27 protein-coding genes are annotated in these 25533 nt (G+C 49.9%); 12 read left to right on the top strand and 15 right to left on the bottom strand.

Features of this window, described 5'->3' with window-relative positions:
- The first annotated feature begins 42 nt into the window (after window positions 1-42).
- A complete protein-coding gene (gene tyrS, locus AACT35_RS00875) occupies window positions 43-1218 on the top strand; it encodes a tyrosine--tRNA ligase (protein ID WP_099238518.1) in 1176 nt (391 codons plus the stop codon).
- Window positions 1219-1364: 146 nt separating this feature from the next.
- Entirely contained in the window at window positions 1365-2330 is a 966-nt protein-coding gene (gene hemC, locus AACT35_RS00870) for a hydroxymethylbilane synthase (protein ID WP_099238516.1), read from the top strand.
- 61 nt (window positions 2331-2391) lie between these two features.
- Here hemC and AACT35_RS00865 read toward each other — a convergent pair whose 3' ends face one another.
- Entirely contained in the window at window positions 2392-2568 is a 177-nt protein-coding gene (locus tag AACT35_RS00865; RefSeq protein ID WP_158227951.1) for a hypothetical protein, read from the bottom strand.
- Between the two features lie 269 nt (window positions 2569-2837).
- Here AACT35_RS00865 and AACT35_RS00860 point away from each other — a divergent pair, with 269 nt between their 5' ends.
- The 3 genes from AACT35_RS00860 to AACT35_RS00850 all read left to right on the top strand — a co-directional run bounded on the left by AACT35_RS00860 (window position 2838) and on the right by AACT35_RS00850 (window position 4524).
- Window positions 2838-3443 (top strand): GNAT family N-acetyltransferase, encoded by a 606-nt coding sequence (locus AACT35_RS00860; protein ID WP_041443511.1) that lies wholly within the window; start codon window positions 2838-2840, stop codon window positions 3441-3443.
- Between the two features lie 64 nt (window positions 3444-3507).
- Window positions 3508-3981, top strand: coding sequence for a hypothetical protein (locus AACT35_RS00855; RefSeq protein ID WP_030006998.1), 474 nt, complete (start codon window positions 3508-3510; stop codon window positions 3979-3981).
- 84 nt (window positions 3982-4065) lie between these two features.
- Window positions 4066-4524, top strand: coding sequence for a hypothetical protein (locus tag AACT35_RS00850; RefSeq protein WP_099238514.1), 459 nt, complete (start codon window positions 4066-4068; stop codon window positions 4522-4524).
- Window positions 4525-4611: 87 nt separating this feature from the next.
- Here the strand turns inward: AACT35_RS00850 and trxA are convergent, their stop codons facing one another.
- A complete protein-coding gene (gene trxA / locus AACT35_RS00845; protein WP_012307227.1) occupies window positions 4612-4935 on the bottom strand; it encodes a thioredoxin in 324 nt (107 codons plus the stop codon).
- Between the two features lie 498 nt (window positions 4936-5433).
- On the opposite strand from trxA, the gene AACT35_RS00840 reads away from it, so the two are divergent.
- Window positions 5434-6624 (top strand): glycosyltransferase family 4 protein, encoded by a 1191-nt coding sequence (locus AACT35_RS00840; protein WP_065716510.1) that lies wholly within the window; start codon window positions 5434-5436, stop codon window positions 6622-6624.
- Window positions 6625-6633: 9 nt separating this feature from the next.
- On the opposite strand, the gene ilvA is transcribed toward AACT35_RS00840, so the two are convergent.
- From ilvA to ffh, 7 genes are all read right to left on the bottom strand, one after another.
- On the bottom strand, window positions 6634-8145 hold the full coding sequence (ilvA, locus tag AACT35_RS00835; protein ID WP_099238512.1) for a threonine ammonia-lyase, biosynthetic: 1512 nt from the start codon (window positions 8143-8145) through the stop codon (window positions 6634-6636).
- Window positions 8146-8226: 81 nt separating this feature from the next.
- A complete protein-coding gene (locus tag AACT35_RS00830; protein ID WP_062434312.1) occupies window positions 8227-8550 on the bottom strand; it encodes a hypothetical protein in 324 nt (107 codons plus the stop codon).
- A 302-nt stretch (window positions 8551-8852) separates the two neighbouring features.
- Window positions 8853-9917 carry an anthranilate phosphoribosyltransferase family protein gene (locus AACT35_RS00825; protein ID WP_099238510.1) on the bottom strand — a complete coding sequence of 355 codons (1065 nt, stop codon included), beginning with the start codon at window positions 9915-9917 and terminating at the stop codon, window positions 8853-8855.
- 75 nt (window positions 9918-9992) lie between these two features.
- The gene (locus AACT35_RS00820) at window positions 9993-11174 is read right to left on the bottom strand and encodes a HEAT repeat domain-containing protein (RefSeq protein ID WP_099238508.1); all 1182 of its coding nucleotides are present in this window, start codon (window positions 11172-11174) and stop codon (window positions 9993-9995) included.
- Window positions 11175-11296: 122 nt separating this feature from the next.
- On the bottom strand, window positions 11297-12115 hold the full coding sequence (locus AACT35_RS00815; RefSeq protein WP_099238506.1) for a DNA adenine methylase: 819 nt from the start codon (window positions 12113-12115) through the stop codon (window positions 11297-11299).
- A gap of 79 nt (window positions 12116-12194) precedes the next feature.
- A complete protein-coding gene (locus AACT35_RS00810) occupies window positions 12195-12569 on the bottom strand; it encodes a group I truncated hemoglobin (RefSeq protein WP_012307234.1) in 375 nt (124 codons plus the stop codon).
- A 52-nt stretch (window positions 12570-12621) separates the two neighbouring features.
- A complete protein-coding gene (gene ffh / locus AACT35_RS00805; RefSeq protein ID WP_099238504.1) occupies window positions 12622-14058 on the bottom strand; it encodes a signal recognition particle protein in 1437 nt (478 codons plus the stop codon).
- A gap of 169 nt (window positions 14059-14227) precedes the next feature.
- Between ffh and crtD the strand changes: the two genes are divergently transcribed.
- Window positions 14228-15727: a C-3',4' desaturase CrtD gene (gene crtD / locus AACT35_RS00800; RefSeq protein ID WP_099238502.1), complete on the top strand. Its 1500-nt coding sequence runs from the start codon at window positions 14228-14230 to the stop codon at window positions 15725-15727.
- Here crtD and AACT35_RS00795 read toward each other — a convergent pair.
- Both AACT35_RS00795 and AACT35_RS00790 read right to left on the bottom strand, forming a co-directional pair.
- Window positions 15724-16269 carry a hypothetical protein gene (locus AACT35_RS00795; RefSeq protein ID WP_099238500.1) on the bottom strand — a complete coding sequence of 182 codons (546 nt, stop codon included), beginning with the start codon at window positions 16267-16269 and terminating at the stop codon, window positions 15724-15726. The two genes, crtD and AACT35_RS00795, sit on opposite strands and share 4 nt — an antisense overlap.
- On the bottom strand, window positions 16262-16501 hold the full coding sequence (locus tag AACT35_RS00790; protein ID WP_012307238.1) for a hypothetical protein: 240 nt from the start codon (window positions 16499-16501) through the stop codon (window positions 16262-16264). The genes AACT35_RS00795 and AACT35_RS00790 overlap by 8 nt, the downstream gene beginning before the upstream one ends.
- 105 nt (window positions 16502-16606) lie before the next feature.
- Here AACT35_RS00790 and AACT35_RS00785 point away from each other — a divergent pair, with 105 nt between their 5' ends.
- Complete coding sequence (locus tag AACT35_RS00785; RefSeq protein WP_099238498.1) at window positions 16607-17224, top strand: peptidylprolyl isomerase; 618 nt, start codon at window positions 16607-16609, stop codon at window positions 17222-17224.
- 116 nt (window positions 17225-17340) lie between these two features.
- Complete coding sequence (gene urtE, locus AACT35_RS00780; protein ID WP_030006985.1) at window positions 17341-18066, top strand: urea ABC transporter ATP-binding subunit UrtE; 726 nt, start codon at window positions 17341-17343, stop codon at window positions 18064-18066.
- Here urtE and AACT35_RS00775 read toward each other — a convergent pair.
- Window positions 18063-18965 carry a histone deacetylase family protein gene (locus AACT35_RS00775; protein WP_099238496.1) on the bottom strand — a complete coding sequence of 301 codons (903 nt, stop codon included), beginning with the start codon at window positions 18963-18965 and terminating at the stop codon, window positions 18063-18065. The genes urtE and AACT35_RS00775 overlap by 4 nt on opposite strands.
- 263 nt (window positions 18966-19228) lie before the next feature.
- Here AACT35_RS00775 and AACT35_RS00770 point away from each other — a divergent pair, with 263 nt between their 5' ends.
- Window positions 19229-19516, top strand: coding sequence for an RNA recognition motif domain-containing protein (locus AACT35_RS00770; protein ID WP_012307242.1), 288 nt, complete (start codon window positions 19229-19231; stop codon window positions 19514-19516).
- Between the two features lie 120 nt (window positions 19517-19636).
- Here the strand turns inward: AACT35_RS00770 and glnA are convergent, their stop codons facing one another.
- Window positions 19637-21058, bottom strand: coding sequence for a type I glutamate--ammonia ligase (gene glnA, locus AACT35_RS00765; RefSeq protein WP_099238494.1), 1422 nt, complete (start codon window positions 21056-21058; stop codon window positions 19637-19639).
- A gap of 572 nt (window positions 21059-21630) precedes the next feature.
- Between glnA and apcB the strand changes: the two genes are divergently transcribed.
- Complete coding sequence (gene apcB / locus AACT35_RS00760; RefSeq protein WP_012307244.1) at window positions 21631-22140, top strand: allophycocyanin subunit beta; 510 nt, start codon at window positions 21631-21633, stop codon at window positions 22138-22140.
- A 107-nt stretch (window positions 22141-22247) separates the two neighbouring features.
- Here the strand turns inward: apcB and AACT35_RS00755 are convergent, their stop codons facing one another.
- Entirely contained in the window at window positions 22248-23165 is a 918-nt protein-coding gene (locus tag AACT35_RS00755) for a LysR family transcriptional regulator (protein WP_012307245.1), read from the bottom strand.
- A gap of 228 nt (window positions 23166-23393) precedes the next feature.
- Between AACT35_RS00755 and AACT35_RS00750 the strand changes: the two genes are divergently transcribed.
- Window positions 23394-24566, top strand: coding sequence for an S-layer homology domain-containing protein (locus tag AACT35_RS00750; protein WP_099238489.1), 1173 nt, complete (start codon window positions 23394-23396; stop codon window positions 24564-24566).
- On the opposite strand, the gene hisF is transcribed toward AACT35_RS00750, so the two are convergent.
- Window positions 24556-25338 carry an imidazole glycerol phosphate synthase subunit HisF gene (hisF, locus tag AACT35_RS00745; protein ID WP_012307249.1) on the bottom strand — a complete coding sequence of 261 codons (783 nt, stop codon included), beginning with the start codon at window positions 25336-25338 and terminating at the stop codon, window positions 24556-24558. The two genes, AACT35_RS00750 and hisF, sit on opposite strands and share 11 nt — an antisense overlap.
- Window positions 25339-25533: the final 195 nt, after the last annotated feature.

The raw sequence follows: 25533 nt of genomic DNA, 5'->3' as shown, positions 1-25533 counted from the left end.
GTTTAAATTTCCACAATTGAGTTAACAAAATCCCCTGTGAATATGTCTGCGAATCTTGAGTGGCTAACCCGTGGCACCAGCGAAATTTTTCCGGATAATCCTGAAGAAAATTTAGCCCAGGTTCTCCAGACAGGCGATCGCCCCTTGAGGGTCAAATTAGGCATTGATCCGACGGGTTCAGATCTCCACCTCGGCCATAGTATTCCGTTCCGTAAACTGCGTGCATTCCAAGATGCGGGCCACACCGCAGTGGTGATTATTGGCGACTTTACCGCCCAGATTGGCGACCCCACCGGCAAATCAGAAGTGCGCAAACAGCTCAGTGCCGCCGACGTGCAACAAAATGCCGAAACCTACCTAGAGCAACTGCGACCAATCCTCGATTTTGAGACCCCAGGCCGCCTCGAAATTCGCTATAACTCCGAATGGCTTAAGGATTTAGATTTAGCCAAAATCCAAGCACTGCTGGCGACAATGACGGTGCAGCAAATGCTGGCTAAAGAAGGCTTTGCCAAACGTTACCAAAGCGAAAACCCAATTTACATCCATGAATTTCTTTATCCCCTAATGCAGGGCTATGACTCGGTGGCCGTGGATGCAGATGTAGAACTTGGGGGCACTGACCAAAAATTTAATATTGCCGTGGGGCGGGATCTGCAAAGACACTTTGGGAAAAAGCCCCAATTCGGCCTATTGCTGCCTATCTTGATCGGTACCGATGGCAAAGAAAAAATGTCCAAAAGTCTCAATAACTATGTGGGCCTCAAGGACAATCACCACACCATGTACCAAAAGTTGCAGAATACCCCCGATAGCTTGCTGAAGGACTATTTTGAACTGCTCACTAAACAAGACCTGCAAACCTTGCCGACAAACCCCCGTGACCAACAAAAACTCCTGGCCCGGGACATTGTTACTCAGTTCCATGGGGCTGCAGCGGCGGTAGATGCGGAGAAAGCTGTACAGGATGTTGCCGCCGCCAATATTCCCGAATTTTCCCTGGGCGCAGTGGAATTCCCCTCGCCTCTGTTTTATATTTTGGGGGCTTCTGGCCTGTGTTCCAGCGGTGGGGATGGTCGTCGCCAAATTAAAGGGGGTGCAGTTCGCCTCGATGATGAGCGGATCACGGACATGAATCTTGCCTTTGAGAAGCCGGAGCAATTAGTAGATAAGGTGCTCCGGGTGGGGAAAAAGAAATTTGTCCGCCTCGTGCTCTAGGATTGGGACTCTGATTTTTGGGGATTTCGTGAACAGTTGTAACATTTCCGGCTGTTCTCAGAAAAAATTCTGCGATTAGGGACGGACAACGCGATACCCTAGTTTGAGTCAAAATTTTAAGATCATTTTTATAAATCCGAATTGATATGACCGCTGAGACCCCTTCAAAACGCACTGTGCGGATTGGCTCCCGCAAAAGCCAACTTGCTTTAGTCCAAACCTATTGGGTACGGGATGAGCTCCAAAAGGCTTACCCAGAGATCACCTTTGAAGTCCAAACCATGGAAACCCAAGGGGATAAGGTGCTGGATGTGGCCCTCTCGAAAATTGGCGATAAGGGGCTATTTACCCAGGAACTCGAAGACGGCATGTTGAAGGGAGAGACAGATTTTGCGGTGCATTCCCTGAAGGATTTGCCCACGAATTTGCCTGAGGGGTTGATGCTCGGCTGTGTCACGGAGCGGGTTGACCCGGCGGATGCCCTGGTGGTTAACGAGAAGCATCGGGATCAAAAGCTAGAAACCCTCCCAAGCGGTTCGGTGATTGGCACTTCTTCGCTACGGCGTCTGGCCCAACTACGGCACCACTTCCCCCATTTGGAATTTAAAGATATTCGCGGCAATGTGAATACGCGCCTAGCGAAGTTAGACCGGGGCGAGTATGACGCGATTATTTTGGCGGCGGCGGGTCTGCAACGGCTTGATTTTGGCGATCGCATCCACCAGATTATTTCCAGTGATATTTCCCTCCATGCCGTGGGCCAAGGGGCCTTGGGTATCGAATGCCGGGATGAGGATGAGGAGATTTTGGGTCTGTTGCGGCCTGTACTCGAACATGCCGAGAGCCGCGATCGCTGTTATGCAGAACGCTCTTTCCTGCGTCAGTTGGAGGGGGGCTGCCAAGTACCGATTGGGGTCAACACAACCATTGAAGGCGATCGCCTAACCTTAGTGGGGATGGTTGCGAGCCTTGATGGCCAAACCTTAATCCGCGATGAGGTCAGGGGTAGCCGTGCCGATGCGGAGAAATTGGGCATTGAATTAGCCCAAAAGGCGATCGCCCAGGGAGCAGACAAGATTTTGGCCGAAATTAATGAGGCGAACCGCGCCTAATTCCGTAGTTGAGTGATCAATTGCCCCCTCCTCCAGGCGAGGGGGGATTTTTATTACAGCTTTATAACTGGGGTTCTGGTCGATCGGCGGGAATTTCTGGCGATCGCAGTCGATTATGTTCGCCGTAGCCAAGCCGATTCAGGGTCTCGATATCCCCCTTGGGTGATGGAGACTTGGCAGTGGATAGATTTTGGGCGATCGCTTTACGCTGTTTTTTTAGTTTAGATTTTCGTCCCATGGTGAAGATTCCCTCACAATATGCAGTGCCGCTTTCAAACGTGCATTGAAAATGGCATCGGCTTGCCTTCAGTTACTCAAATGCCCTTCATGCAAGACTTGTTTACCGATTGTCGGTGGACATCATGATCAGAATGGTGGCCCACAAATTTAGAGCCTTGCAGATGATTGGCAAAATCTATCCCTCGACAAGCCATTCATAAAATTGGCACAATGGTTTGTGGTTTCAAGTTTTTCTAGAAAAATTTTACCCTTGTTTCCGGAGGCTTGGTGAATCCTCGTCTTTCTTCTGTTTGGAATATCCCGCAACTGTCCTCAGTCGATGTGGCCCTCAGCCAGAGTACCCTGAGTATTCGGCCTGCTACCCTGGAGGATGCCCGCGCCCTAGCAACGGTCTTGACCCATAGTTTCCATCACTACCAAGGCACTTGGGGCTGGCTGACGCCTCTCCTGCGCCTGGGGGTCTATGAAGATTTACACCATCGTCTCAAACAGACCAAAGAGCACCACGCTTGTTTTGTGGCAGCAATGCAAACGGCGACAGCCCAGGAAATTGTCGGCACAGTGGAAATCTCTGTACGTTACTTAAATGCGCTGGCGATCGCCCCCGCCAAAGCCCCCTATATTTCTAATTTGGCAGTAAATCCCCAATACCGTCGCCTGGGCATTGCCCGAAAACTTTTGGCCCGTTGTGAAACCCAAGTTCGTTACTGGCACTATGGCAGTGTGGCCCTCCATGTCTTGGAAAATAATGAAGCTGCCAAACAACTCTATCTCAGTTGTGGGTATGATATTAAATATGCAGAACGTCCCCTAAGTGCTTGGCTCCTGCGTCGGCCGCGCCGTCTCTTTGTCCAAAAGAGTTTATCTCCCTAAGTCTTTTTGTTTCTTAATTCACCGCCGCTGATGTGGCGATCGCCACCGTTCTTTATCCTTTGCCATGGGCTCTACTCCCCCCTCAACGACAAATTCTCCCATAGACCATCTTGAAATTTTGGCCCAATTGAAGCAGGGAGAGCTTTTGATGGTGAACCCCCGCCGTAAAAATGGACTGATTTTGCGCAAAGCCTACCACGGCGATTTTGCTGGCCCAGGGGCGATCATTGGTGGCGTTTTTGATCAAGATGTAGAATCGGTAATTCCCGTGGGTGCCCTGTCCCTGTTGGTGCCAGCGCCCGGTACTGAGCGGGAAAAAGCCTACCTTATTCGGCGGCAGTGGGTCCGACTCCTGAAGCAGATCACCGACAAACCCGTACCAGAACAGCGGGCCCAAATTATTTTAAATCAGTTTGAAAATTGGTTTGACCTCGACACAGCCGCCCAACTGTCCGATGATGTCTTTGCTGAGTTGGTCGGGGTACTGCCCCAAACCATTGCTAAAGTGCGTAACCGTGTTAACCGCTCAGAAATTTGACGGCAAAATGTTCACCTTTAGATTGTTGTAAACCTCACCTTTAGGGGATGATAGAAACCAGTCACCAAGAGGAGAACAGTTGCTATGGGGGAGAGCATCCCAGAACAGCAGGCGATCGTCGAAACAATTGCCCTCTTAGAATATTATGGCTTTGAACTCAATGGTCAGACCGCTGCAGCCACCATTGAGCAATGGTGTGCCCATAGTCCCGTCGCCTGGGTTCGTCTAGCTGTCCTCGAAGCCCTATATCGGGGGCGCTATAAAAAAATTTCGGTCACAGCAATCCTGCGGGTTTGGCAGCGCTGGGAAAAGCCCCAAGTCCAGTTTAATCGAGAATTTGAAAGCCTGATCTGTGCCGAACTGCCGACCAAAGTCGCCTCCACTCCGCCTGCACAATCTCGCCCCGAAGCCTCTATCGCTTCAGCACTACCGTCCCCAAGTTTCGGCATTGCCACCTTTTCGCCACCACCGGAGTTGGCAAATTCCGATGCTTATCAAAAACTCAAGGCGATCGCCACTCAGCCAGACACTAAAAAACCCTAGGAATACGCTAGGGCTGAGTGCAAAAGCCGGATGTTAAATGATGCCGTTGCTGTCTAGGAGTGCGTTGAAGTTCTTAAGAGAATTTTTTTAAAGTTCTTTATCAATCGCAGCAGCGAGGGTTGTTTTGGGCACAGCACCGACTACCATGCTGACCTTTTTGCCCCCTTTGAAAATCATCAAGGTCGGGATGCTCCGAATACCATATTCGCTGGCGACACCAGGGTTTTCGTCAGTATTGAGCTTAAACACCTTGATTTGATCTTGGTATTGTTCGGCGATCTCCTCCACGACGGGAGCAACCATACGACAGGGACCACACCAAGGAGCCCAGAAGTCGACGAGTACAGGGACGTCACTTTCGAGGACTTCTTCTTGAAAGGTTGCGTCTGTGACTGCGGCAGTTTTTGACATGCCTCTAAATTCCTAATTTATACAAGATTTTTCTAAGGATACCTAGGGATTCTAGCATAAAGGCTCCGACCCATCTGGAACTTTAGGCAAAATGATAGAAAATTTTGCGTTTGATGCTTTCTTGAAAACTGAAGGAAAACCAATGCTAGGATATAGCGAGCTTTTTCTATGCTCCATCGCTTAGGGGAATATGACAGCAGCAAACCCTACCAAGAAATGTGATTGATCCCAGGGAGAGTCGGCAACTTTGAGCGCAACAATCTGGTTAAATTACTGACAAAAAAAAACGCCCGAATACTATGGCGATTCGGACGAAGTATGGTGTGAGGAGTGAACAAAAACTTTCATTCTTTATCGCAAAAGTTTTTGCCCACCTCTATTGTAAAGGAAAAAAGAGCGTTTGTTCAGACCCACTCGGCGAGCTGTGAAATTTCTTTAAGGGATTAAATGAATGGGGAAAGAAAGGGTATTTTTGCAAGCGGTGAGGGAGATGGAATAATGCGCATCTTAGTACTCAGTTGGGAGTTTCCCCCCCGGGTTGTGGGTGGGATTGCTCGCCATGTGGGGGAACTGTATCCAGAAATTGTCCGCCTGGGCCATGAAGTGCATATGTTGACCTTGGCCACAGGGTTAGCGCCAGCCTATGAAATTGTCGAGGGCATCCATGTGCATCGGGTTGTTGTGCCGGATCACCCTGATTTTTTCCAGTGGGTGGGGGCAATGAACCGGGAAATGCTGGCCTATGGTGCTGCCTTTTTAGAAAAAACAGGCTCCTGTGCATTGATCCATAGCCATGATTGGTTAGTCGCTGATGCGGCGATCGCCCTCAAACATCAGTTTAAAATTCCCCTATTGGCTACCATTCACGCCACGGAATATGGTCGTCACAATGGCATTCACACCGACACCCACCGCTACATCGCCCGTAAGGAAAAAATGCTGTCCCACGAGGCCTGGCGGGTGATCGTTTGTAGTCAATACATGCGCCACGAGCTAGAGCGGGCCTTGCAAACCCCCTGGCCGAAAATGGATGTGATTTTTAATGGGATTCGGCCAGAAAAAAAACAACATGCGGTTAGTTTTGACCGTCAGTCTTTTCGTCGTCAGTTTGCCCCCGATGACCATCGAATTGTCTATTATGTGGGACGTTTAACCTACGAAAAAGGAATTAATGTGCTCCTGAGTGCGGCGCCTCGGATTCTGGAGGTGATGCGGGGGAAAGTCCGGTTTGTGATTATTGGGGGGGGCAATGGCGATCGCCTGAAGGAACAGGCTTGGAATTTGGGCATCTGGGAACAGTGTAATTTCACGGGATTTATGTCCGACGAGGATTTAGATAAGTTCCAAACCATCGCCGATTGTGCCGTGTTCCCTAGTTTGTATGAACCGTTTGGGATTGTTGCCCTCGAAAGTTTTGCGGCGAAAGTTCCCGTGGTGGTTTCCAATACGGGAGGCTTACCGGAGGTGGTCACCCACGGTGAAACGGGCATTGTCACCTACGCGAATGTGGCCAGTTCCCTCGCCTGGGGAATTTTGGAGGTCTTACAACACCCGGAATATGCCAAAATCCTCGTAGAAAATGCCTACGCGGATCTGCCCCGACGTTTTAATTGGGCAAAATTGGCGATCGCCACGGAGCAGGTTTACCAACGTGTGGTTCAAGAGCGGGCCGCCGTGGTGTGGGAGTAGGACAAAACCTTAGCCCAAAAAGAGCTTGTAGGCGGGATTTTGATTTTCGTCCCAGTAACGATAACCGAGTTGGTCGAGGAACGTTTGCCAATCGTCCATTTCTGCCGGGGGCACCTGGACGGCGATCGCAATCCGTCCATAATCAGCACCATTATTGCGATAGTGGAACCCACTGATATTCCAATGGGGGCTCATGGTATCGACAAATTTCATCAACGCCCCTGGATATTCAGGAAACTCAAAGCGATAGAACAACTCATGGGTTGCCTTGGGACTGCGGCCACCGACCATGTGACGCAGGTGTAATTTCGTCAGTTCGTCATCGGTGAGATTGAGGGTTTTAAAGCCATTGGCTTCGAAGGTTTCGGCGAGGGTCTTAATTTCACTGCGGTCAGCAATTTGTACCCCCACAAAAATATGGGCTTCCTGTTCATCGGCAATGCGATAGTTGAATTCCGTTAAATTGCGATCGCCCATGCAACGGCAAAACTTTCGTAAACTGCCCGGTTGTTCTGGGATTGTCACGGCAAAAATTGCTTCTCGCCCTTCCCCTAATTCGGCTCGCTCGGCCACAAACCGCAGGCGATCAAAGTTCATATTGGCCCCACAGGCAACGGCCACTAAGGTTTCGTCCTGAATGCCTTCTCGCTCCACATAGGCTTTCATCCCGGCGATCGCCAATGCCCCAGCCGGCTCCAAAATAGAGCGGGTGTCCTCAAATACATCTTTAATGGCTGCACAGGTATCATCGGTGGATACCAGAATAATTTCATCGACATATTCCTGGCACAGGCGAAATGTTTCTTCCCCGACATAGCGCACCGCCACCCCATCGGCAAACAACCCCACTTGGGATAACTGCACCCGTTCCCCTGTTGCAAGGGATTGTTTCATAGCATCGGCATCCACAGGTTCGACGCCAATAATTTTGATCTCCGGCCGCACCCGCTTCACATAGGCCGCAATGCCTGCAATTAATCCGCCGCCGCCAATCGCCACAAAAATCGCGTGGATGGGCTGTTGGCACTGGCGTAAAATCTCCATGCCGATGGTGCCCTGACCAGCGATGACATAGGGATCATCAAAAGGATGAATGAGCGTTAAGCCCTGTTCCTCCGAGAGTTTGCGGGCGTGGGCGTAGGCATCATCATAGGCATTTCCATGCAAGATCACCTCGCCACCCCTGGCTTTAACGGCATTGATCTTGACCTGGGGTGTCACCACAGGCATTACAATCACTGCCCTCGTGCCCAACTTTGTCGCGGCAAGGGCCACCCCCTGGGCATGGTTTCCGGCGGAGGCAGCGATCACGCCACATTGCAGTTGCTCTGGGGTTAGGTGCGCCATCTTGTTGTACGCGCCCCGCAGCTTAAAAGAAAAGACCGACTGCATATCCTCCCGCTTCAATAGCACATGGTTGTGCAGGCGGCGCGAAAGATTGGGGGCCACTTCGAGGGGAGTTTCTTGGGCTACGTCGTAAACGCGGGCATTTAAAATTTGGATCAAATAATCGCAATGCATAGGGCGATCGCCAACGGGAATTTTAGGACAGATAAAGTGTGAGGATTTTACTGTAACCCCATCCCGTCAATCCACGAAAGCCTAGTTCAACGAAAAGGTTAATTTCTTGAGGGGCGATCGCCAATCTCGCGTTGTTTTCTTGGGGGGAGGTGGGGCTTGACATTCTGGTTGTACCACGGGGACTAGGTGCTGCTCTTCAACCACTAATTGCCCATTGTCTAAAGCTTGTCGCCATTGTTTGCCCTGTTTCCAAGCCTGATATTTGCGGACATTCCAACGGGGATTACTGGGATAACCCGCAAAGCCAGACCGCAGCGCAGGATGACTTTCCCTAGGGATCGCAGTTTCGATGTAAATGCCTTCGGCCAATTCCACCAACCGTTGTACAGCATGGTTTGTCATCATCTGACTCTGCCTCCCTAATGTCAACGAATATTACAAGATCACATTACCCTTTACTAAATGCACCAAAAAACAAGACTGGCTTTTGGTATCAATGGTTGAGAAAAACGCCAGGCGAAATTTCTCACATTCACATATATAACGATGGGCCGCCACAAAAAACAAGCCCAGTCCTTTTATTAACGAAAAAGTATTATTCCGGTATCTTCCCTTTAGTCTAGACGGAAAATGTTGTTTTTACAAATTTTTAAGATTGTGAACAATAAAAATATTAGATGGCATTCATCGGTGTGATTGTTGAAATTTTAGGAGGCGATTCTTGCCCCTAAATCAGCCTTGAGAGCCGTGAGGGTTGCTTGTAATTTTCCGGTTTTGACCCAGGTTTGGGCTAAATCTAAACCACTTTGGAGATCCTTGACTTGCCCACAATGCCACAAATAAAAGCCCCCATTCCACACAGCAGAATCGGTTAGCGGTGAAGGCTGTCCCTGGAGAAGCGCGGCGAGATCTTGATAGTATTGATCCGGACTTTCTAGGTGAATGTCTTCACCCCCTAAACCGTAGTCATAGGGATTGGGTTTGAGATAGACAAATCCATCGGCGGATTCGGTTTGATTGGTGACCACAATGGTGGTCTGGGAAATCCGTAGATCGCCACTACCTTCTAAGCCCTTGATCAGGGTATAGGGAGGATTGCCCCGCTCGGTGAAAGTATCGCGAATAATCGCTTCGGTGGGGGGGTGTACATAACCCGCGATGGTGTGGGCTTGGCGATCGCCAGAGGGCGACCAGACCAATTCGAGAGTAGCCAGGGACGGACGTTTGCCCAATTCTTCACGGTAGGAGATCAGGGTTTGGCTAGCGGGCAGGAGCGTCGGCGTATAGCAGCAGGCAAAGTGGGTGCGCTGGAAGTAGCTTTGTAGTTGCGCAAAACTGAGGGCTTGGAAATCGAGGCCCAGGGCTTGCCAAATTTCTCCGAGGGGGAGGCCATATTTCGTCGGCAGGCGATCGCCACCATGCATGAGCACGGGCACCCCAGCCGTTTTCAAAATCAAAGCTGTGATCGGTGCAATGGGGGCTGTTTTGGTGCGGCCATCGTAGGGAATCCCTAGGATATATACTTTTTCTCCGTTGGGGAGGGGGTCTAATTTTTGGCTGCGGCGGTCATAGGTATCGAGCATCCCTGCCAGTTCTACCCCGGTAGGCCGTTTAATCCGTTGGGAAATGAGGAAGGCCCCGATTTGGGCGGGAGTCGCGGTACCATCGAGTATCATGTCTAGGGCGATCGCCGCTTCGGCACGGGTCAAACTTTTGCTGGTGTGTTTACCGCTGCCAACTTTCTTCAGTAGCTCACGAAATTCGGTACTCATGGGGCCTTGCTGTGGGTGGGGAATGGATGTTCTCAGATTAAGAAATAATTAGCTTAACTGATTGGCTTCTAAAAATCAGCTAACTTCGGAACTTGCGGCGATGCCAATTTTTTTCAGGGCGGCGATCGCGTGGAGTTGAATTGGTTTTTCGAGGCTTTGGCTAAAGGCAGTTAGTAAAGCCTGGGCGCGGGGATCCTGGAGCTGGCCGAGGGCATAAATGAATGCTTGTTGAATCGGCAGGGGTTGGGGCTGGGAAACCTTTTGCCAAAACTGCAGCAAAATTGTTGTCCCCTGCCCCCGCAGGTTAGGTTCGGTGATTCGGCCAAATGCCTTGAGAGTTTCTAAAACCACTGTGTCAGCCCCATGGTAAAGCAAGGGTTCGAGCTGGGTTAAACTTTCTGGAATGGCTAACCAACCGAGGGCTTGGATCAGGTTACATTGCAAGGGTTCGGGCGTATGGGGGGATTGCAGCACGGTGGCGATCGCCTCGGCAGCCTGGGGAATCGGGAAACGACTGAGGGTAAACCCGGCCTGGGCACAAACCTCCAGGTTGAAATCGTAGAGCAACGGCTGGACTTTTTCGCACAACAAAACCGGATCAACGGACTGGCCCCAAAAGCCCAAACCCTTAACTGCTTCCCGACGCACTGGGGCCGCCGTATCTGTGAGGGCAGACAACAGAGCGGTAAAAATTTCTGGTTGGCGAAATTGACTGAGGGTTTCAATGGCTAAGGAACGGATTTGCGGATCTGGATCATCAATGACCGTCAGCAGGGGATCAATAATTTGCGGATAGCGTAATTTACAAAGGGCGTTTACGGCGAGGCTACGACTTTCTGGCTTGGCCAACAGCGGCACTAGATAATCCACGGCCTTTCCTTCTAGCTGCACCAACGTTCTCATGATTTCTTCGAGGAGGAATTCTTCTGAACAATGGTCAATGAGCAAGATCAGACGGGCGATCGCCTCAGGATCTTGGTATTGTCCCAAAATACGAATCGCAAACCACCGTAATTCTATTTCGGCGGTGTGATCTTCAGCGATGCTCAGGAGAGGGGCGATCGCCGTTGTACCTAATTTTGCAAAAACCTTAACCAGTCGCCAGCGTTCTTGAAATGTCCCTTCCCGGAGTAATTGAAAAGCCCAGGCTTGGGCGGTGGGTTCCTGGCGAAGATCCGCCGTTGTACATAACTGCAAAAATTCCTGGAGTGTTGGCTGTTGGGCAACATCAGACAGTGCTGTATTTCTTCGCCCCATGAATTCACTCCCCTTACCAAGACATAAAAAGTTGACAGACCTTCAAGGTAAGTTCTTCTCGCCGGAAAACTGGTATCACAATTTACAGGGTGCCTAAAATGGTTGCAGAAATTGCATAAACCCTATGTATTCAACAAATCTTTTGCTGCCAAATTACGGAAGGCGAGCATCTCTTTAGCCGGAGTGCGATCGCCGTTGCAGGCAATGCGTCGTGGGGCGCTTAAGGTCGTCACGGTGAAGCCCAAACTTTGATACAGATCTAAGATTCTGGGCGTGGCTTGATTAGAAGCAATTGTTGGCGCGGTTTGTGCTGCCAGCCAGGTGGCTAATCGCTCTTGATCGGCCCAACTAAACCCCCCGGCGGCATACTGACGAAACTCCACATCATAGGGCGGATCAGCATAAATAAAACTATGGTCAGCAACTGGAATTTTCTCAAAATCTCCCCATTGAAACTGCCAAGCTTGAAATAACTTTTTGTAGGCAAAAAAATCATCCCTATAGTTAATCGAACGATATCGCCCGAAAGGGACATTAAATTTTCCCTGGGAATTGAATCGACACAAGCCATTAAACCCAGTCCGGTTTAAATAATAAAATAAAATAGCAGCTTCTTGGGTCTCGCTTTGATTATTTTCAATCAATTCATTAAAACGGTCTCGGCATTGATAATATAAATCAGCATCATTTGCCATTAAAATACTACTTTTTAAACCTTTTTTGAGCTGCTGATAAAAATTAATTAAATGGAAATTAACGTCATTTAAAATTGCTTTTTGCGGAACCAAACCCAAGGCGATCGCCAAACCACCACAGAACGGCTCAATTAATTGATAGTCTTGATAATCTTGCCAAATTAACCGTAATTTAGGGACTAACCAACGCTTACCCCCAGCCCACTTTAGGGGCGGTTTTAACTGCTCTGAATTAATCATAGCCATAAAAAAGATGGGGCTTTTTGGTCATTGTTCCCCATCCATCGTCTGATTTCACTGTGCAATGGTCGATCGATACTAACGACTAGCGGTTTAAAACATCGTTGCGGTGCTGTACTGAACCCACAATGGTGACGACTTCATCGATCAAATCTTGGGACACATTTAATTCCTGGAGGGTCAACACTAAATTCTCGGCGATCGCATCGAAATGGACATCCGTTAGACCCGCATTTTCAACTAAGTCCTGATGGGCAGCCCGCATCGAACGGCCCGGAAATCGATCCGTGCCCCCAAAAGCATAGGTCATAAAATCCTTTTGGTGTTGCTTCTGTTTGGCCATGTCAGTATTGACAAAAAAACGATTAACTCGTTCATCGGCCAGAACCTTACCGTAGAATTTTTCCACCGCCAGATCAACTGCCGCTGCGCCGCCTAACTTTTCATACAAACTAGCCATGGACGAATCTCCGTTTATTTGGCACCATTTCATTCATCGTAGCAACGAAAACCTAGAGGTCAGCAAAACCTTTTTTCTTTTTCGCCTTTTTCTTCTTCTTCGGTGCGCCACCACGACCGGGACGTCCGCCCATCTCAGGCATTCCCCCACCGAACAGATCACCGAGTCCACCCATTCCAGGTAAGCCTCCCCCTTGACCCATTTGCTGCATCATTTTCCGCATCCGGGTAAAGTCAGCAATGAGTTTTGAGACATCTTTTTCTGATAACCCAGAGCCCTTGGCAATACGGGTACGACGCTTGGGTGTTTGGGCTAATACATCCGGATTTTTGCGCTCCTCCTTGGTCATGGAGTTGATCATGGTCTCCACGCGCTTCAGTTGCACTTCCCCCTGTTCGAGCATATTTTTATCAATTTTGTTACCCATGCCAGGGATGAGCTTCAGCATGCCGCCCAGGGAGCCCATATTTTTTAACAGGCGCATCTGTTTGAGAAAGTCATCAAAGTCAAAGCGGGCTTCGAGTAACTTGGCCTGCATTTCCTCGACGTCGGACAGATCAACGGCTTCCTGGGCCTTTTCAACGAGGGTGAGTACATCGCCCATGTTGAGGATACGGGACGCTAAACGGTCTGGATAGAATGGTTCTAGGGCTTCTACTTTTTCACCAACCCCAATAAATTTGATCGGTTGACCAGAGATCATCCGCACAGATAGGGCCGCACCACCTCTGGTATCCCCATCCATCTTGGTGAGAATGGCCCCGGTAACGCCAATTTCTTCGTGGAAGGTGCGGGTTAAACTAGCAGCCTCTTGGCCCGTCATCGAGTCAACGACTAGCAATGTATCGTCGGGATTGATGCTTTCTTTAATTTGCTTCAGTTCGGCCATCATGTCGGCATCGATCTGCAAGCGACCCGCCGTATCCACGAGGACGACATCAACACCGAGTTCTTTTGCCTTTTCAACCCCTTGTTTGGCAATGTCAACGGGATTGGCGTCACTGCCCAGGTCGAACACGGGCACGTCAATTTGTTCACCGAGGGTTTTGAGCTGATCGATCGCCGCTGGACGGTAAACGTCGGTTGCAACCATCAGGGCGGTTTTATTTTGCTTGCGGAGATAGAGGGAAAGTTTGGCGGTGGCAGTGGTTTTCCCCGTCCCTTGCAACCCAGCCATGAGAATCACGGAGGGCTTATTTTCTGCTTCGGCGAGGGGAACGTTGCTTTCCCCCATGATTTTGACGAGTTCGTCGTAGACAATTTTGATGAACTGTTGCCCTGGGTTAACGCCAGAAATAACTTCTGCACCGACTGCCGCTTTTTCCACATCAGAAATAAAGCCCTTGACCACCTGGAGGTTAACGTCGGCTTCGAGGAGGGCGCGACGAACTTCCTTTAAGGCTTCTTTGATGTTAGATTCGCTGATTTTGTTCTGGCCCCGGAGGGATTTCCAGGCATCTTCTAGGCGTTCGGCTAGGGCGTCAAACATAGGTCTTTTCTCTGGGTGGGCTGTTTAGTGACTGTCTAAATACTTTACCAAGTTGCGGACTGTAGCAGGTTCGGCAATCTCTCTTTATCAGGGGCGATCGCCTTTTTGTCAAGAAAGGCAAAATTTTGGACAATAGGGAAAGGTAAAGAATTGTAACGGATGTTTCGGGATGAGTAAGGGCAAGATTGCGGTCATTGGGGCGGGCATTGGTGGCTTAACGGCGGGGGCTCTGTTGGCGAAACGGGGCTACGATGTCACGGTCTATGAGCAAGCGGCGATCGCCGGGGGCTGTGCGTCCACTTTTAAGCGTTGGGGTTTTACCTTCGATGTAGGGGCGACCCAGGTGGCGGGCTTAGAAGTAGGGGGGATTCACCAGCGTATTTTTCAAGAATTGGGCGTCGCTTTACCCGAAGCAACGGTTTGTGATCCGGCTTGTGCGGTTTTTTTACCGGGCGAAACAGAACCCATTAATGTTTGGCGTGATGCGGAAAAATGGGAAGTTGAACGCCTTAAACAATTTCCCAAAAGTGAAAAATTTTGGCATTTATTAAAGATTTTATTTGCGGCGAGTTGGCAATTTCAAGGCCGCGATCCGGTGGTGCCACCCCGTAATCCTTGGGATATTTTGCAGTTAATCAAGGCATTTCGTTTAGATACATTGATCACAGTTCCCTTTGCTTTGATGACGGTTTTAGACGCGTTGAAATTATGTGGTGTTGCGGCAGATCAAAGATTAAAAACTTTTTTGGATTTGCAGTTAAAGCTGTACTCCCAAGTTGATAGTTCCGAAACCGCACTACTCTACGGCGCAACAGCCCTCGCCGTTTCCCAAACCCCCCAAGGTTTATTTCATCTCCAGGGTAGTATGCAAGCCTTGAGCGATCGCCTGATCGAAGCCCTCGAAAAACATGAGGGGAAATTACTCACTCGCCACCGCATTAAGGAAATTAACTTGGGTCAAACTAAGCCTCAATTAACAGTCTTTGATCAGCGTCAAAATGAAATTGTTACACAAGCCTTTGATCACGTAGTCGCGAACACCACGGTTCAAGATTTAATTAAAATTTCAGAGCATCCGCCTGAATCAATTTTCAAAAAAATCTATCAAAAACGCATTGAAAATTTGCCCGATCCATCGGGGGCCTTTGTCATTTATTTAGGGGTCAAGGAAGCGGCAATTCCCAAAAATTGTCCACCTCACCTGCAATTTCTCTATGATTATGACCAAGCAATTGGCGAAAATAATTCCCTCTTTGTTTCGGTGAGTAAGCCGAATGATGGCCGCGCCCCAGAGGGTCACCGGACGATTATCGCCTCCTCTTTTGTCGATCCTGATCCTTGGTTTGGGGAAGATTACGCCGAACGGAAGGAGCGTTACACCCAGGAGGCGATCGCCAAATTAAATCGCTTTTTTGACCTTTCCCCAGAAAATATCATTGTTCAAGAAGCCGGAACGCCGCGCACCTTTGCTTTCTATACGGCCCGACACAAAGGCTTTGTTGGCGGTGTGGGACAGCGAATTTCTACCTTTGCGCCCTTTGGATTCGCCACCAGAACACCGTTTAAAAATGTTTGGCTCGTGGGAGATTCTGTCCATCCGGGGGAAGGTACGGCGGGGGTAAGTTATTCTGCCCTGACCGCTGTACGCCAAATTGAACAGGTCAGCTAAACAGCCAATAGATGAGCTTCAATTTTTTTCATTCGTTGATTAAATTCTCGCCAATGATCTCGATGAAAGAGATATTGATTAATATCTGCAATTTCTTGGGCGATCGCCACTTGTTCTTCTGAAACTAAACCCTGTTTAAACAGCCATTGAGAAACCCTTGACCAACTCCAGATCATTGATTTTTGACTCATCCCAGAAATAGGTAACGGAAAATTGCCTGTACCTCTTTCGCCATTAATGAGCAAACGTACATATTCACGACTTTTTTGGATACGACGTGCTATTTCAGACACTGTCACTAAATCATCTGGCTGAATACTATCGACACGAATCTTAGGTTGAGCAATACTTTCAACTTGACGAATCGCCGACCAAACGGCTTCAGTAAAAGAAGTTGCTTCACGATCAAAATCTAGATAGACTACACCATTACGGGTTAATAACGAAGCATCGTCACAGCCTGCTTCAAAAATGCAATCAACAAGCTGTTCATTAAAGTCGCGAACATTTGCTAAAACCAACGAAAATTCATAATTATTCATTGTTTTCTGAATGGGAACATTGTTTAATGGCTTTTCTGATTTGCTTAGCATGATTTTCAGGATTGCGGGGTGTAGACAGAACTGATTTTTTACAACCCAAACGATTATGTTCTGGACAAAGCAAAACCCCAAAAGCATGGGCAGAACCACTAGATTTTTTGAATGTCCAACCTTGCTCTAATGCTTCTTGTATGGCGGCCGCGATTTCTTTGTTGTGGTGTAGCTTGCCCATTGACGTCCCATGTTACTGGTCATCTGTATTTTGATTGGAATAGTAATACTCAATCTAGTCCTGCTGTTGCCATATGTCAACTGCCAATAACGTTGTGGATGAAGAATGTACTTCTCGATTTCTTTACGGGCGATCGCCCCTGACCACCCTTGCAGTACCATTTGGTTAAAGAGACGACATTTTTTAGGACAAGTAATCGTGAGCGAACAGCCCAACCCCAAAGTTTTTTTTGATATCACCATCGGCGGCGAAAGTGCCGGACGCATTGTTTTTGAACTACGGGCCGACGTTGCCCCCAAAACCGCTGAAAATTTCCGCGCCCTCTGCACTGGTGAAAAAGGCATCGGCAAACGGGGCAAACCCCTCCATTTCAAAGGCTCCAAATTTCACCGGGTGATCCCTGAATTCATGTGCCAAGGGGGAGACTTTACCAATGGCAACGGCACCGGCGGTGAATCCATTTATGGAGACACTTTTGAAGACGAAAGCTTTGAACTGCGCCACAATGTTCCAGGTTTGCTGAGTATGGCGAACCGTGGCCCCAATACCAATGGCTCTCAGTTCTTTATCACCACAACCTTAACCCCTTGGCTCAACGGTAAGCACGTGGTCTTCGGTAAGGTTATCGAAGGTATGGATGTGGTCAAAGCTATGGAAGCCCAAGGTTCTGGTAGTGGTGCCCCGAAACAGGAAATTGCGATCGCCGATTGTGGTGAGCTCTAAATCTGGCAGCACGGGACGCATTTAAAAAAATACTGCTGTTTTTGTTACGAAATGGGGGGAGAATTCCTGTCTATGATTAGGGAGCCAATATTCCCCCTTTTTGTTTTTCTGAAACCATGACCCAAGCTAACGATGCCCCAGTTCTGAATGTTTCTGATCTCAATGTCTATTACGGTGAAAGTCACATTTTGCGGAATGTGGATTTGAATGTGCCCCAAGGGGAGATGGTTTGTCTAATTGGTCGCAATGGCGTCGGCAAAACAACGCTTCTGAAAACAATTATGGGATTGTTGCCGCCCCGCACCGGAAAACTGCGTTTTATGGGCCAGGAAATTAATTCCCTCGCGACGGATCGCCGTGCCCGGTCTGGGATTGGCTATGTTCCCCAAGGACGAGAAATTATTCCCCGGGTCACGGTTAAGGAAAATCTCCTCCTCGGCCTAGAAGCTTTACCCAAGGGTCGTCGCAATAAGAGCAATATTCCCTCAGAAATTTTGAATTTATTCCCGATGCTTAAGGAGATGCTGCACCGGATGGGGGGCGATTTGAGTGGGGGTCAGCAGCAGCAGTTGGCGATCGCCCGCGCTTTAATGGGTCGACCAAAGTTACTAATCCTAGATGAACCCACCGAAGGAATTCAGCCGTCGATCATTTTAGAAATCGAAGCGGCTGTGAAACAAATTATTGCGGAAACGGGGATTTCAGTGCTTTTAGTCGAGCAACACTTGCACTTTGTGCGCCAAGCTGACCGTTACTACGCGATGCAGAAAGGGGGCATTGTTGCTTCTGGGAGTACCCATGAACTCAGCCAGGCTGTCATCCAGGAATTTTTGGCCGTTTAATAAACATCTCGCGCCGCCCGATGGAGCAGGGAATGGCGATATACAAGGTCATGGATATTTTTTGCATAGCCTCCACCAATCACACAGGCCACGGGATAACCCGCCGCCAAGCAGGTACTCAACACCAGCCGCTCCCGCCGATACAGACCCGTGTTCGTCATCGCTAATTTACCGAGGCGATCGCCCACATGGGTGTCCACCCCCGCATCGTAAAACACCAAATCCGGCTTCACCTGACTCAAAAGATCTTCTAGATGGTGCGCCAAAATTTGCAGGTAGCCATCGTCGTCCAATCCTTCCGGTAGGCCGAGGTCTAAATCACTGCGCTGCTTTTGGCTGGGAAAATTCACCTCGCAGTGCATCGAAAAAGTAAATACCGTCGGGTCATCTTGGAAAATAAACGCCGTGCCGTCCCCCTGATGCACATCGAGATCGACGATTAAAATCCGCTGCGCCAAGCCCCGTTGCTGAATTGTCCGGGTGGCGATCGCCAAATCATTCAAAATACAAAATCCTGACCCATAGCCCGGAAAAGCATGATGTGTTCCCCCCGCCGTATTACAGGCCAACCCATGCTCTAGGGCCAACTGCGCCGCCAAAATCGTTCCTCCCACCGCCGTCAAAGTCCGTTGGACGACCCCCGCACTCCAGGGCAAACCAATGCGCCGTTGGGCCTTTGGGGTCAAGGTTCCCTGGCAATAGGCCGTCACATAGTCCGGTTCGTGGACAAGTTCTAGCCAGGCTCGATCTGGCAATTGCGGTTGGTAAACTTGCTCCGGTTGAATCACCCCATCCCCCAACAGCAACCCATGCAATAACCGAAACTTCGGCATCGGGAAACGATGCTCCTCCGGAATCGGCGTCACATAATCAGGATGATAAACAACCGGAAACCCCATACAATGCCCCCCAAATTAGCAACTTATCCTCCCAGGATTGTAAAGAATTTTTGCAGTAAGAGTCGTAGGATTAACTTTTCCCTGCCCAAGACCCTCAAAAATTGAAACATCTGATTAAAAATCAAATCGAGCAGCTATAATCAAACGTAACAAGATAAGGATTTGATCCAGTTAAGTAAGATTGTCTAAAGTTTTCCTGACTGCGTAGCTTTCCGAATCTCTGCCCTCTACGATTCTCCGATTCGGAAGAATATTCGTTAATTATGTCGATTTACATTGGAAATTTGTCCTATCAGGTTACTGATGAGGACCTAAAAGAAACCTTCGCCGAATATGGCAAGGTAAACCGTGTCCAAGTTCCCACTGACCGGGAAACTGGCAGACCGAGAGGATTCGCCTTTGTGGAAATGTCTAGCGAAGACGAAGAAAATGCGGCCATTGAAGCCCTAGATGGTGCTGAATGGATGGGTCGTGACCTCAAGGTTAACAAAGCAAAACCCCGTGAAGACCGTCGTCCGGCTTCCCGTGGGGGTGGCCGTAGCCGCTACTAAAGCATTTTTCGTAGCATTACTACTCGACACAGCCGTTTAGTCTAGCTGTCGTCACAAATAAATTAGTTTGTATCCCACTACTATCGGCAGTGGGATTTTTTTGTGGAGCTAGGTTGCCATTTAGCAATCGTAATAAAGGGCAAATTCGTAGGGATGGGGCCGTAACCGGAGGGGATTCACTTCGGCGTCTAATTTGTACTCAATCCAATTCTCAATGAAATCTGTCGTAAAGACACTGCCTGCTGTTAAAAAGTCGTGATCCTGTTGGAGGGCTTCGAGGGCAGCTTCTAGGGAAGCGGGAGTTGAAGGAATTTTGCTCAGTTCCTCTGGGGTCAAATCGTAGATATCAACATCTAGGGGATCACCTGGATCAATGGCGTTTTTAATGCCATCAATGCCCGCACAGAGCATCGCCGCAAAGGCTAGATAGGGGTTGGCCGTGGCATCAGGGCAACGGAATTCAAGGCGTTTGGCTTTGGGGTTTGGCCCAGACAGGGGAATGCGCACCGACGCCGAACGATTGCCTTGGGAATAGGCTAAATTCACCGGGGCCTCGAAGCCGGGAACGAGACGCTTGTAGGAATTGGTACTGGGATTAGAGAAAGCGAGCAGGGCTGGGGCATGTTTGAGGATGCCACCAATGTAATGGAGCGCTAGTTGACTGAGATTGGCGTAGCGATCGCCCCAAAATAGTGGTTGACCTTCTTTCCAGAGGGATTGGTGGGTGTGCATCCCGGAGCCGTTGTCGTTAAACAGTGGTTTCGGCATAAATGTCACGGTGCGGCCATACTTACGGGCGACATTTTTGATCACATACTTATAGGTCATCAAATAATCTGCGGCCTTGAGGAGCGTTGCAAAGCGAAACCCTAATTCATTTTGGCCCCCGGTGGCGACTTCGTGGTGGTGCTTTTCGATGGGAACGCCGCATTTCGCCATGGTCAGCAGCATTTCTGTGCGCATATCCTGGAGGGTATCCGTTGGTGGTACGGGGAAATACCCCTGTTTGTAGCCCGGTTTGTGGGCGAGATTGCCCCCCGGTTCTTTGCGGCCTGAATTCCAGCGACCCTCGACGCTATCAACGTAATAAAACCCTTTATTCTCCGTCTGGTCAAAACGCACATCATCAAACACGAAAAATTCTGCTTCGGGGCCAAAATAGGCAGTATCGCCCAGGCCAGAGGCTGTGAGATAGTCCACGGCTTTTTGGGCAATGCTGCGGGGATCACGACTGTACCACTCCCCCGTGCGGGGTTCTTTGATGGAACAAATGAGGCTGAGGGTTTTTTCTTTACAAAATGGATCGATCCAAGCGGTTGTGGGATCAGGCACCATCGCCATGTCAGACTCGTTAATCGCTTTCCAGCCTCGAATGCTTGAACCGTCAAAGGGCACCCCATCAACAAAGGAAGCTTCGTCCAGTTGATCTTGGTAAAACGAGCAATGTTGCCAAATGCCTGGCAGATCAACAAACTTGAGGTCAATAATTTGAATATTTTCCTCTTGGATCAGCCGTAAAACATCGGTTGCTGTCTGGGTCATGGTGGGGTGCCTCACAAACAATTCTTAATCTTCACTGGTAGGATCCGGCAAGCGATGGGATTCACGCCGACACAGTTCGCTTGATCCTAGAAAGAGTTATGGCAGTTCGTTGTAGTCTGGGTCACATCTCCACTGGTTGCGGCCCAGGAACTGTTTACTGTCAGGGTAGGTTAGATTTAAAGCTCCGGGTCAGGCGATCGCCAAAATTTCACCAAAATATTTACAGAAAGTCGCCCCATCTGGCATGGATGGCCACAGCCTCGGTACAGCTTGGGAAAAACAAAAATCGTCTTTTAGATCTCAGATTTAGAGCAGTTTTATTATTTTTTTTAAAGAAATGTAATCAATACGCCCCGAAACCTGGGATTATAAATGCCGTATAAAATTACGAGAAAAGACATCCTCCACTCCTTTGGGCGACGTAAAACAGGCTCGTCCTGGGGTCTTTACCCGAGGGAAAAACCATGTACTTCAGTCATGGGAGTATGTCAATATAAAACGAAGCTTCTCATCCCCCTGGGATGATCCTTTTCTAAACGCGCTTAATAAAACTGCTGTTCGGAGAAAATTTAATGCGGGACGCTGTTACAAGTCTGATCAGAAATTACGATACCACCGGGCGTTACTTTGACCGTGATGCCATCGAGAGCCTCAAAGACTACTTTGCTTCGGGGAATGACCGAATCACCGTTGCGGCGATGATCAATAGTCAATCTGCGGAGATCGTCAAGGCCGCGGCTAATAGTCTCTTTGAAGCGGTCCCTGAACTGCTCTTAGCTGGGGGCAATGCCTATACGACCCGTCGCTTTTCTGCTTGCTTGCGGGATATGGACTACTACCTCCGCTATGGCACCTATGCCTTAATTGCTGGGGATATGGACGTTCTCAACGAGCGAGTCCTACAGGGTTTGAGAGAAACCTATAATTCCCTAGGGGTGCCCATTGCACCGACGGTTCGGGGAATTCAATTCCTTAAGGATGCGATTAAGGAAATGGCGGCGGCGGCTGGCATTGCGAATACGGCTTTTATCGATGAACCGTTTGACCACATGACCCGTGAACTGAGCGAAGTGGATCTCTAAATTAGTTGACGGCAACTAACTTACACCAATGGTGGGCTGTCACCTCAGTTCCTTGCTCTGACCCTGGTCGGGGCAATTTTTTTATGGGTCTTTTTCTAAACCGAGACCTAGGCACTGAGGGTATCGAGGCGCGGTTGGGAAAGAAGTTGGGTAATGAGACTACAAAAATATTGAATTGGGGGAATCTCTAGGCGATCGCTAGTCGTGACGAGGACAACTTCCCGCATATCCATGGCATCGGGTAAAGGTTTGACCACAAGGGCAGAATCAGTGCGGGCTTCGACGAGGGCAGATTGGGGCAAGAGCGCAATCATATCGCCCTGGCGTACCAGGCCACGGAAGGCATCGAGGCTATTGAGTTCAACGGTGGCCGTGGGGGCGAGGCCGTGGTTGGCGAGCTGATCTTGCACGTAGCGTTGCATACCGTAGCCGTCCTTAAAGACCACTTGGGGGTAGCTCGCGATATCGATCCAGCTTAATTTTTCCTTTTGGGCGAGGGGATGATGTCTGCTGAGGAGGACTTCAACGCTTTCCTTGTAGAGGGGCATCACGACCATATCGGGACTGGCGGTGAGAAAGCGATTATTCATGACAATGGCCACATCCACAAGGCTATCCCGCAGCACTTTTAGGGCGCGATCGCTGCCGAGGGCGGTGACTCGCAGTTGGGTTTGGGGGTACATCCGACAAAATTGTTGGAGTACGGGCGGCAGATGGTAAGCACAGACGGAGTGAATGGCAGCGACGCAGAGTTCCGATTGATTGCCCGCGAGGAGATCATTGATTTCGGCACGGGCATTGTCCCAACTGCTACAAATTTTGCGGGCGTAGGGCAGAAACCGTTCCCCCGCCAGGGTGAGTTTAACCTGGGCACTGCGGTGAAAAAGGGGCATCCCGACGGCGGCCTCAAGGCTTTGAATTTGGCGACTGACGGTGGATTGGGTGACGCCACATTGCTGGGCTGCTTGACCAAAATTTCCGGTGGCGGCGATCGCCAAAAATGCTTGCAATTGCTCCAGGCGCATGGGTCATCCCCTTGGTTAAATGTTTTCCTGTCATGTGCCCAATGAGTTTACTGCATTGATTTTGGGGCTTTTTGTTCTGGATGTTACAAACCTCAAGAAAGGAAAAGGGCCAGAACTCAATAATCTGACAAAAATCTGGCAAGTCCTGCGGAAGAATCTATCATGGGGACAATTTGCGCCTGTGTTCAATCCGTGGCCGAGTGATTTGCCTCGGTTGCATCCCTAGCTATGCCCAATATGAATCGCTCTAATCCTGATCCCCTGGTTCCCTCCCTTGACCATTGGGCCATGCCGTTTAGTAATCAGCTTGCTATGGTCAAGGGTTTAGGGGCTTGGTTTGGGCCTGGGTTTGATCCGGCTCGACCACTGACCCGGACTGAGTTTGCCAGGGTGCTGGTCCAATGTTTTGATCTGCCACGACCCTGGGGCACTTTTGTGCCGGAATTCCCAGATGTTGCGCGCCAAGACCAGGCGGCGATCGCCCAAGCGGTCTCCATGGGATTTTTGACGGGTTATCCCGATGGTACCTTTCGCCCCCAAGCTGTGCTGAAACGGTTTGAAGTGCTAGAAGCGTTGGTACGGGGTTTAGGGTTGAGTCCAGGAAATCCAGCGGTATTACGGGCTTTTCGAGACTATGCCCAGATTCCTTCGACGGTGATGGGGGCGATCGCCGCTGCAACTCAACACCATTTGGTCGTGACCCAGCCCCAAGTTGATCTGCGACCCCTCCAGCGAATCACCTGGGGAGAAATGGCTGCTTTTTTGCACCAAGCCTTGGTTTTACAGGGGGAATTACCCGTTTTGGCTGCGCCTGGGTTGGTCGATCCCCTGCCCTATTTGCCGACCTTTAGCGATGTGCAAAACCACTGGGCCAAACCCTTTATCCAGGCGATCGCCAATCTTGGCTACATTCACGGTTCAGCCCAGGGCCAATTTTTCCCCGATCAGCCCCTCAATCGCGCCCAGTTTGCCCTGTGGATCCAGGCCATATTTCACCCCAGTCCCCGACGGCCCCGGAAACAATTTTTCGATGTGCCGTCCCATTTGCCTGCCGCCGAGGCCATTCAACAGGGATATCAAGGCTGTTTTTTCTCTGGTTTTCCTGACCATACTTTCCAACCCCAGCAACCCCTACGGCGCGTCCATCTCCTCGTGGCGATCGCCCAGGGCCTGCGTTTACCACCAGGGGACATTGCCTTAATAGAACATTACGCAGATTATGGGGAAATTCCCCCCTATGCCCAGGCAGCGGTGGCGGCAGCTCTCCAGGCGAAAATTGGTGTACTTCCCCAGGAAAAATCAATGCTCAAACCTCAGGCGATCGCCAGCCGAGCCGAAGGCCTCGTTTATTGCCACCAGGCCTTGGTTTACGGCCAACGATTACTGCCCCTTACTGAGTGATTTGGGTTGGGCGCACGGGCACTTGATGCTGTTGGAGGTAGGTCTTAATTTCGGCGACGGTCAGTTGACCATAGTGGAGCAATGAGGCTAAAAGGGCGGCCTCTGCTTTCCCCGTCGTCAGGGCTTCGTAAATATGCTGGGTGTTGCCCGCTCCCCCGGAGGCAATGACCGGAATTTCGACGGCATTGGCGATCGCCTTGGTAAGTTCTAGGTCATAACCCGCTTGGGTACCATCAGCATCCATACTCGTGACAAGCAGTTCCCCAGCGCCCCGTTGGGCCATTTCCTTCGCCCAGCCCAGGGCATCAATACCGGTATTTTCGCGGCCGCCCCGCACATAAACATCCCAACCCGGATTGGCCGGGTCCGGACGCCGTCGGGCATCGATCGCCACCACAATGCACTGATTGCCAAACCGTTCCGCCGCTTCATTGATAAAATCCGGGTTCCGCACCGCCGAAGAATTGATACTGACTTTATCGGCCCCGGCCCGCAGGAGGTTTCTAATCTGGGCCGTGGTACTGATGCCACCGCCGACGGTGAGGGGAATAAAGACCTGTTCTGCGGTTTGGTAGACCACATCGATAATGGTGTCGCGGTCTTCGTGGGTGGCGGTAATATCGAGGAAAACCAATTCGTCAGCCCCCGCATCGTTATAAACCTTCGCCAACTCCACCGGATCGCCAGCATCCTTGAGATCGACAAAATTCACACCTTTGACAACCCGTCCAGCATTCACATCGAGGCAAGGCAAAATTCGTTTGGCGAGCATTTTAAAGGGGGTCTCCTAGGTCGGGGGGCAAGGTCATATTTTACCCCTTGCTCGCAACACTACAATTGCGATCGCCCCCAAGAAATTAGCAGAAATTTCACGAATCGTTTATTGCGGAAATTAGCCGCTGCAGCGGCTCGGTTTGACCTTGAGAATTTTGCGGTGATTTAAAATGGGCCTGTGTGTGTTTCGCCG

The sequence above is a fragment of the Synechococcus sp. BDU 130192 genome (assembly GCF_963876085.1).
In the GTDB taxonomy this organism is placed as follows: domain Bacteria; phylum Cyanobacteriota; class Cyanobacteriia; order Cyanobacteriales; family MRBY01; genus MRBY01.
The sequence above is the reverse complement of the archived record's forward strand: the minus strand, read 5'-3'. Positions and strand labels throughout refer to the sequence as shown.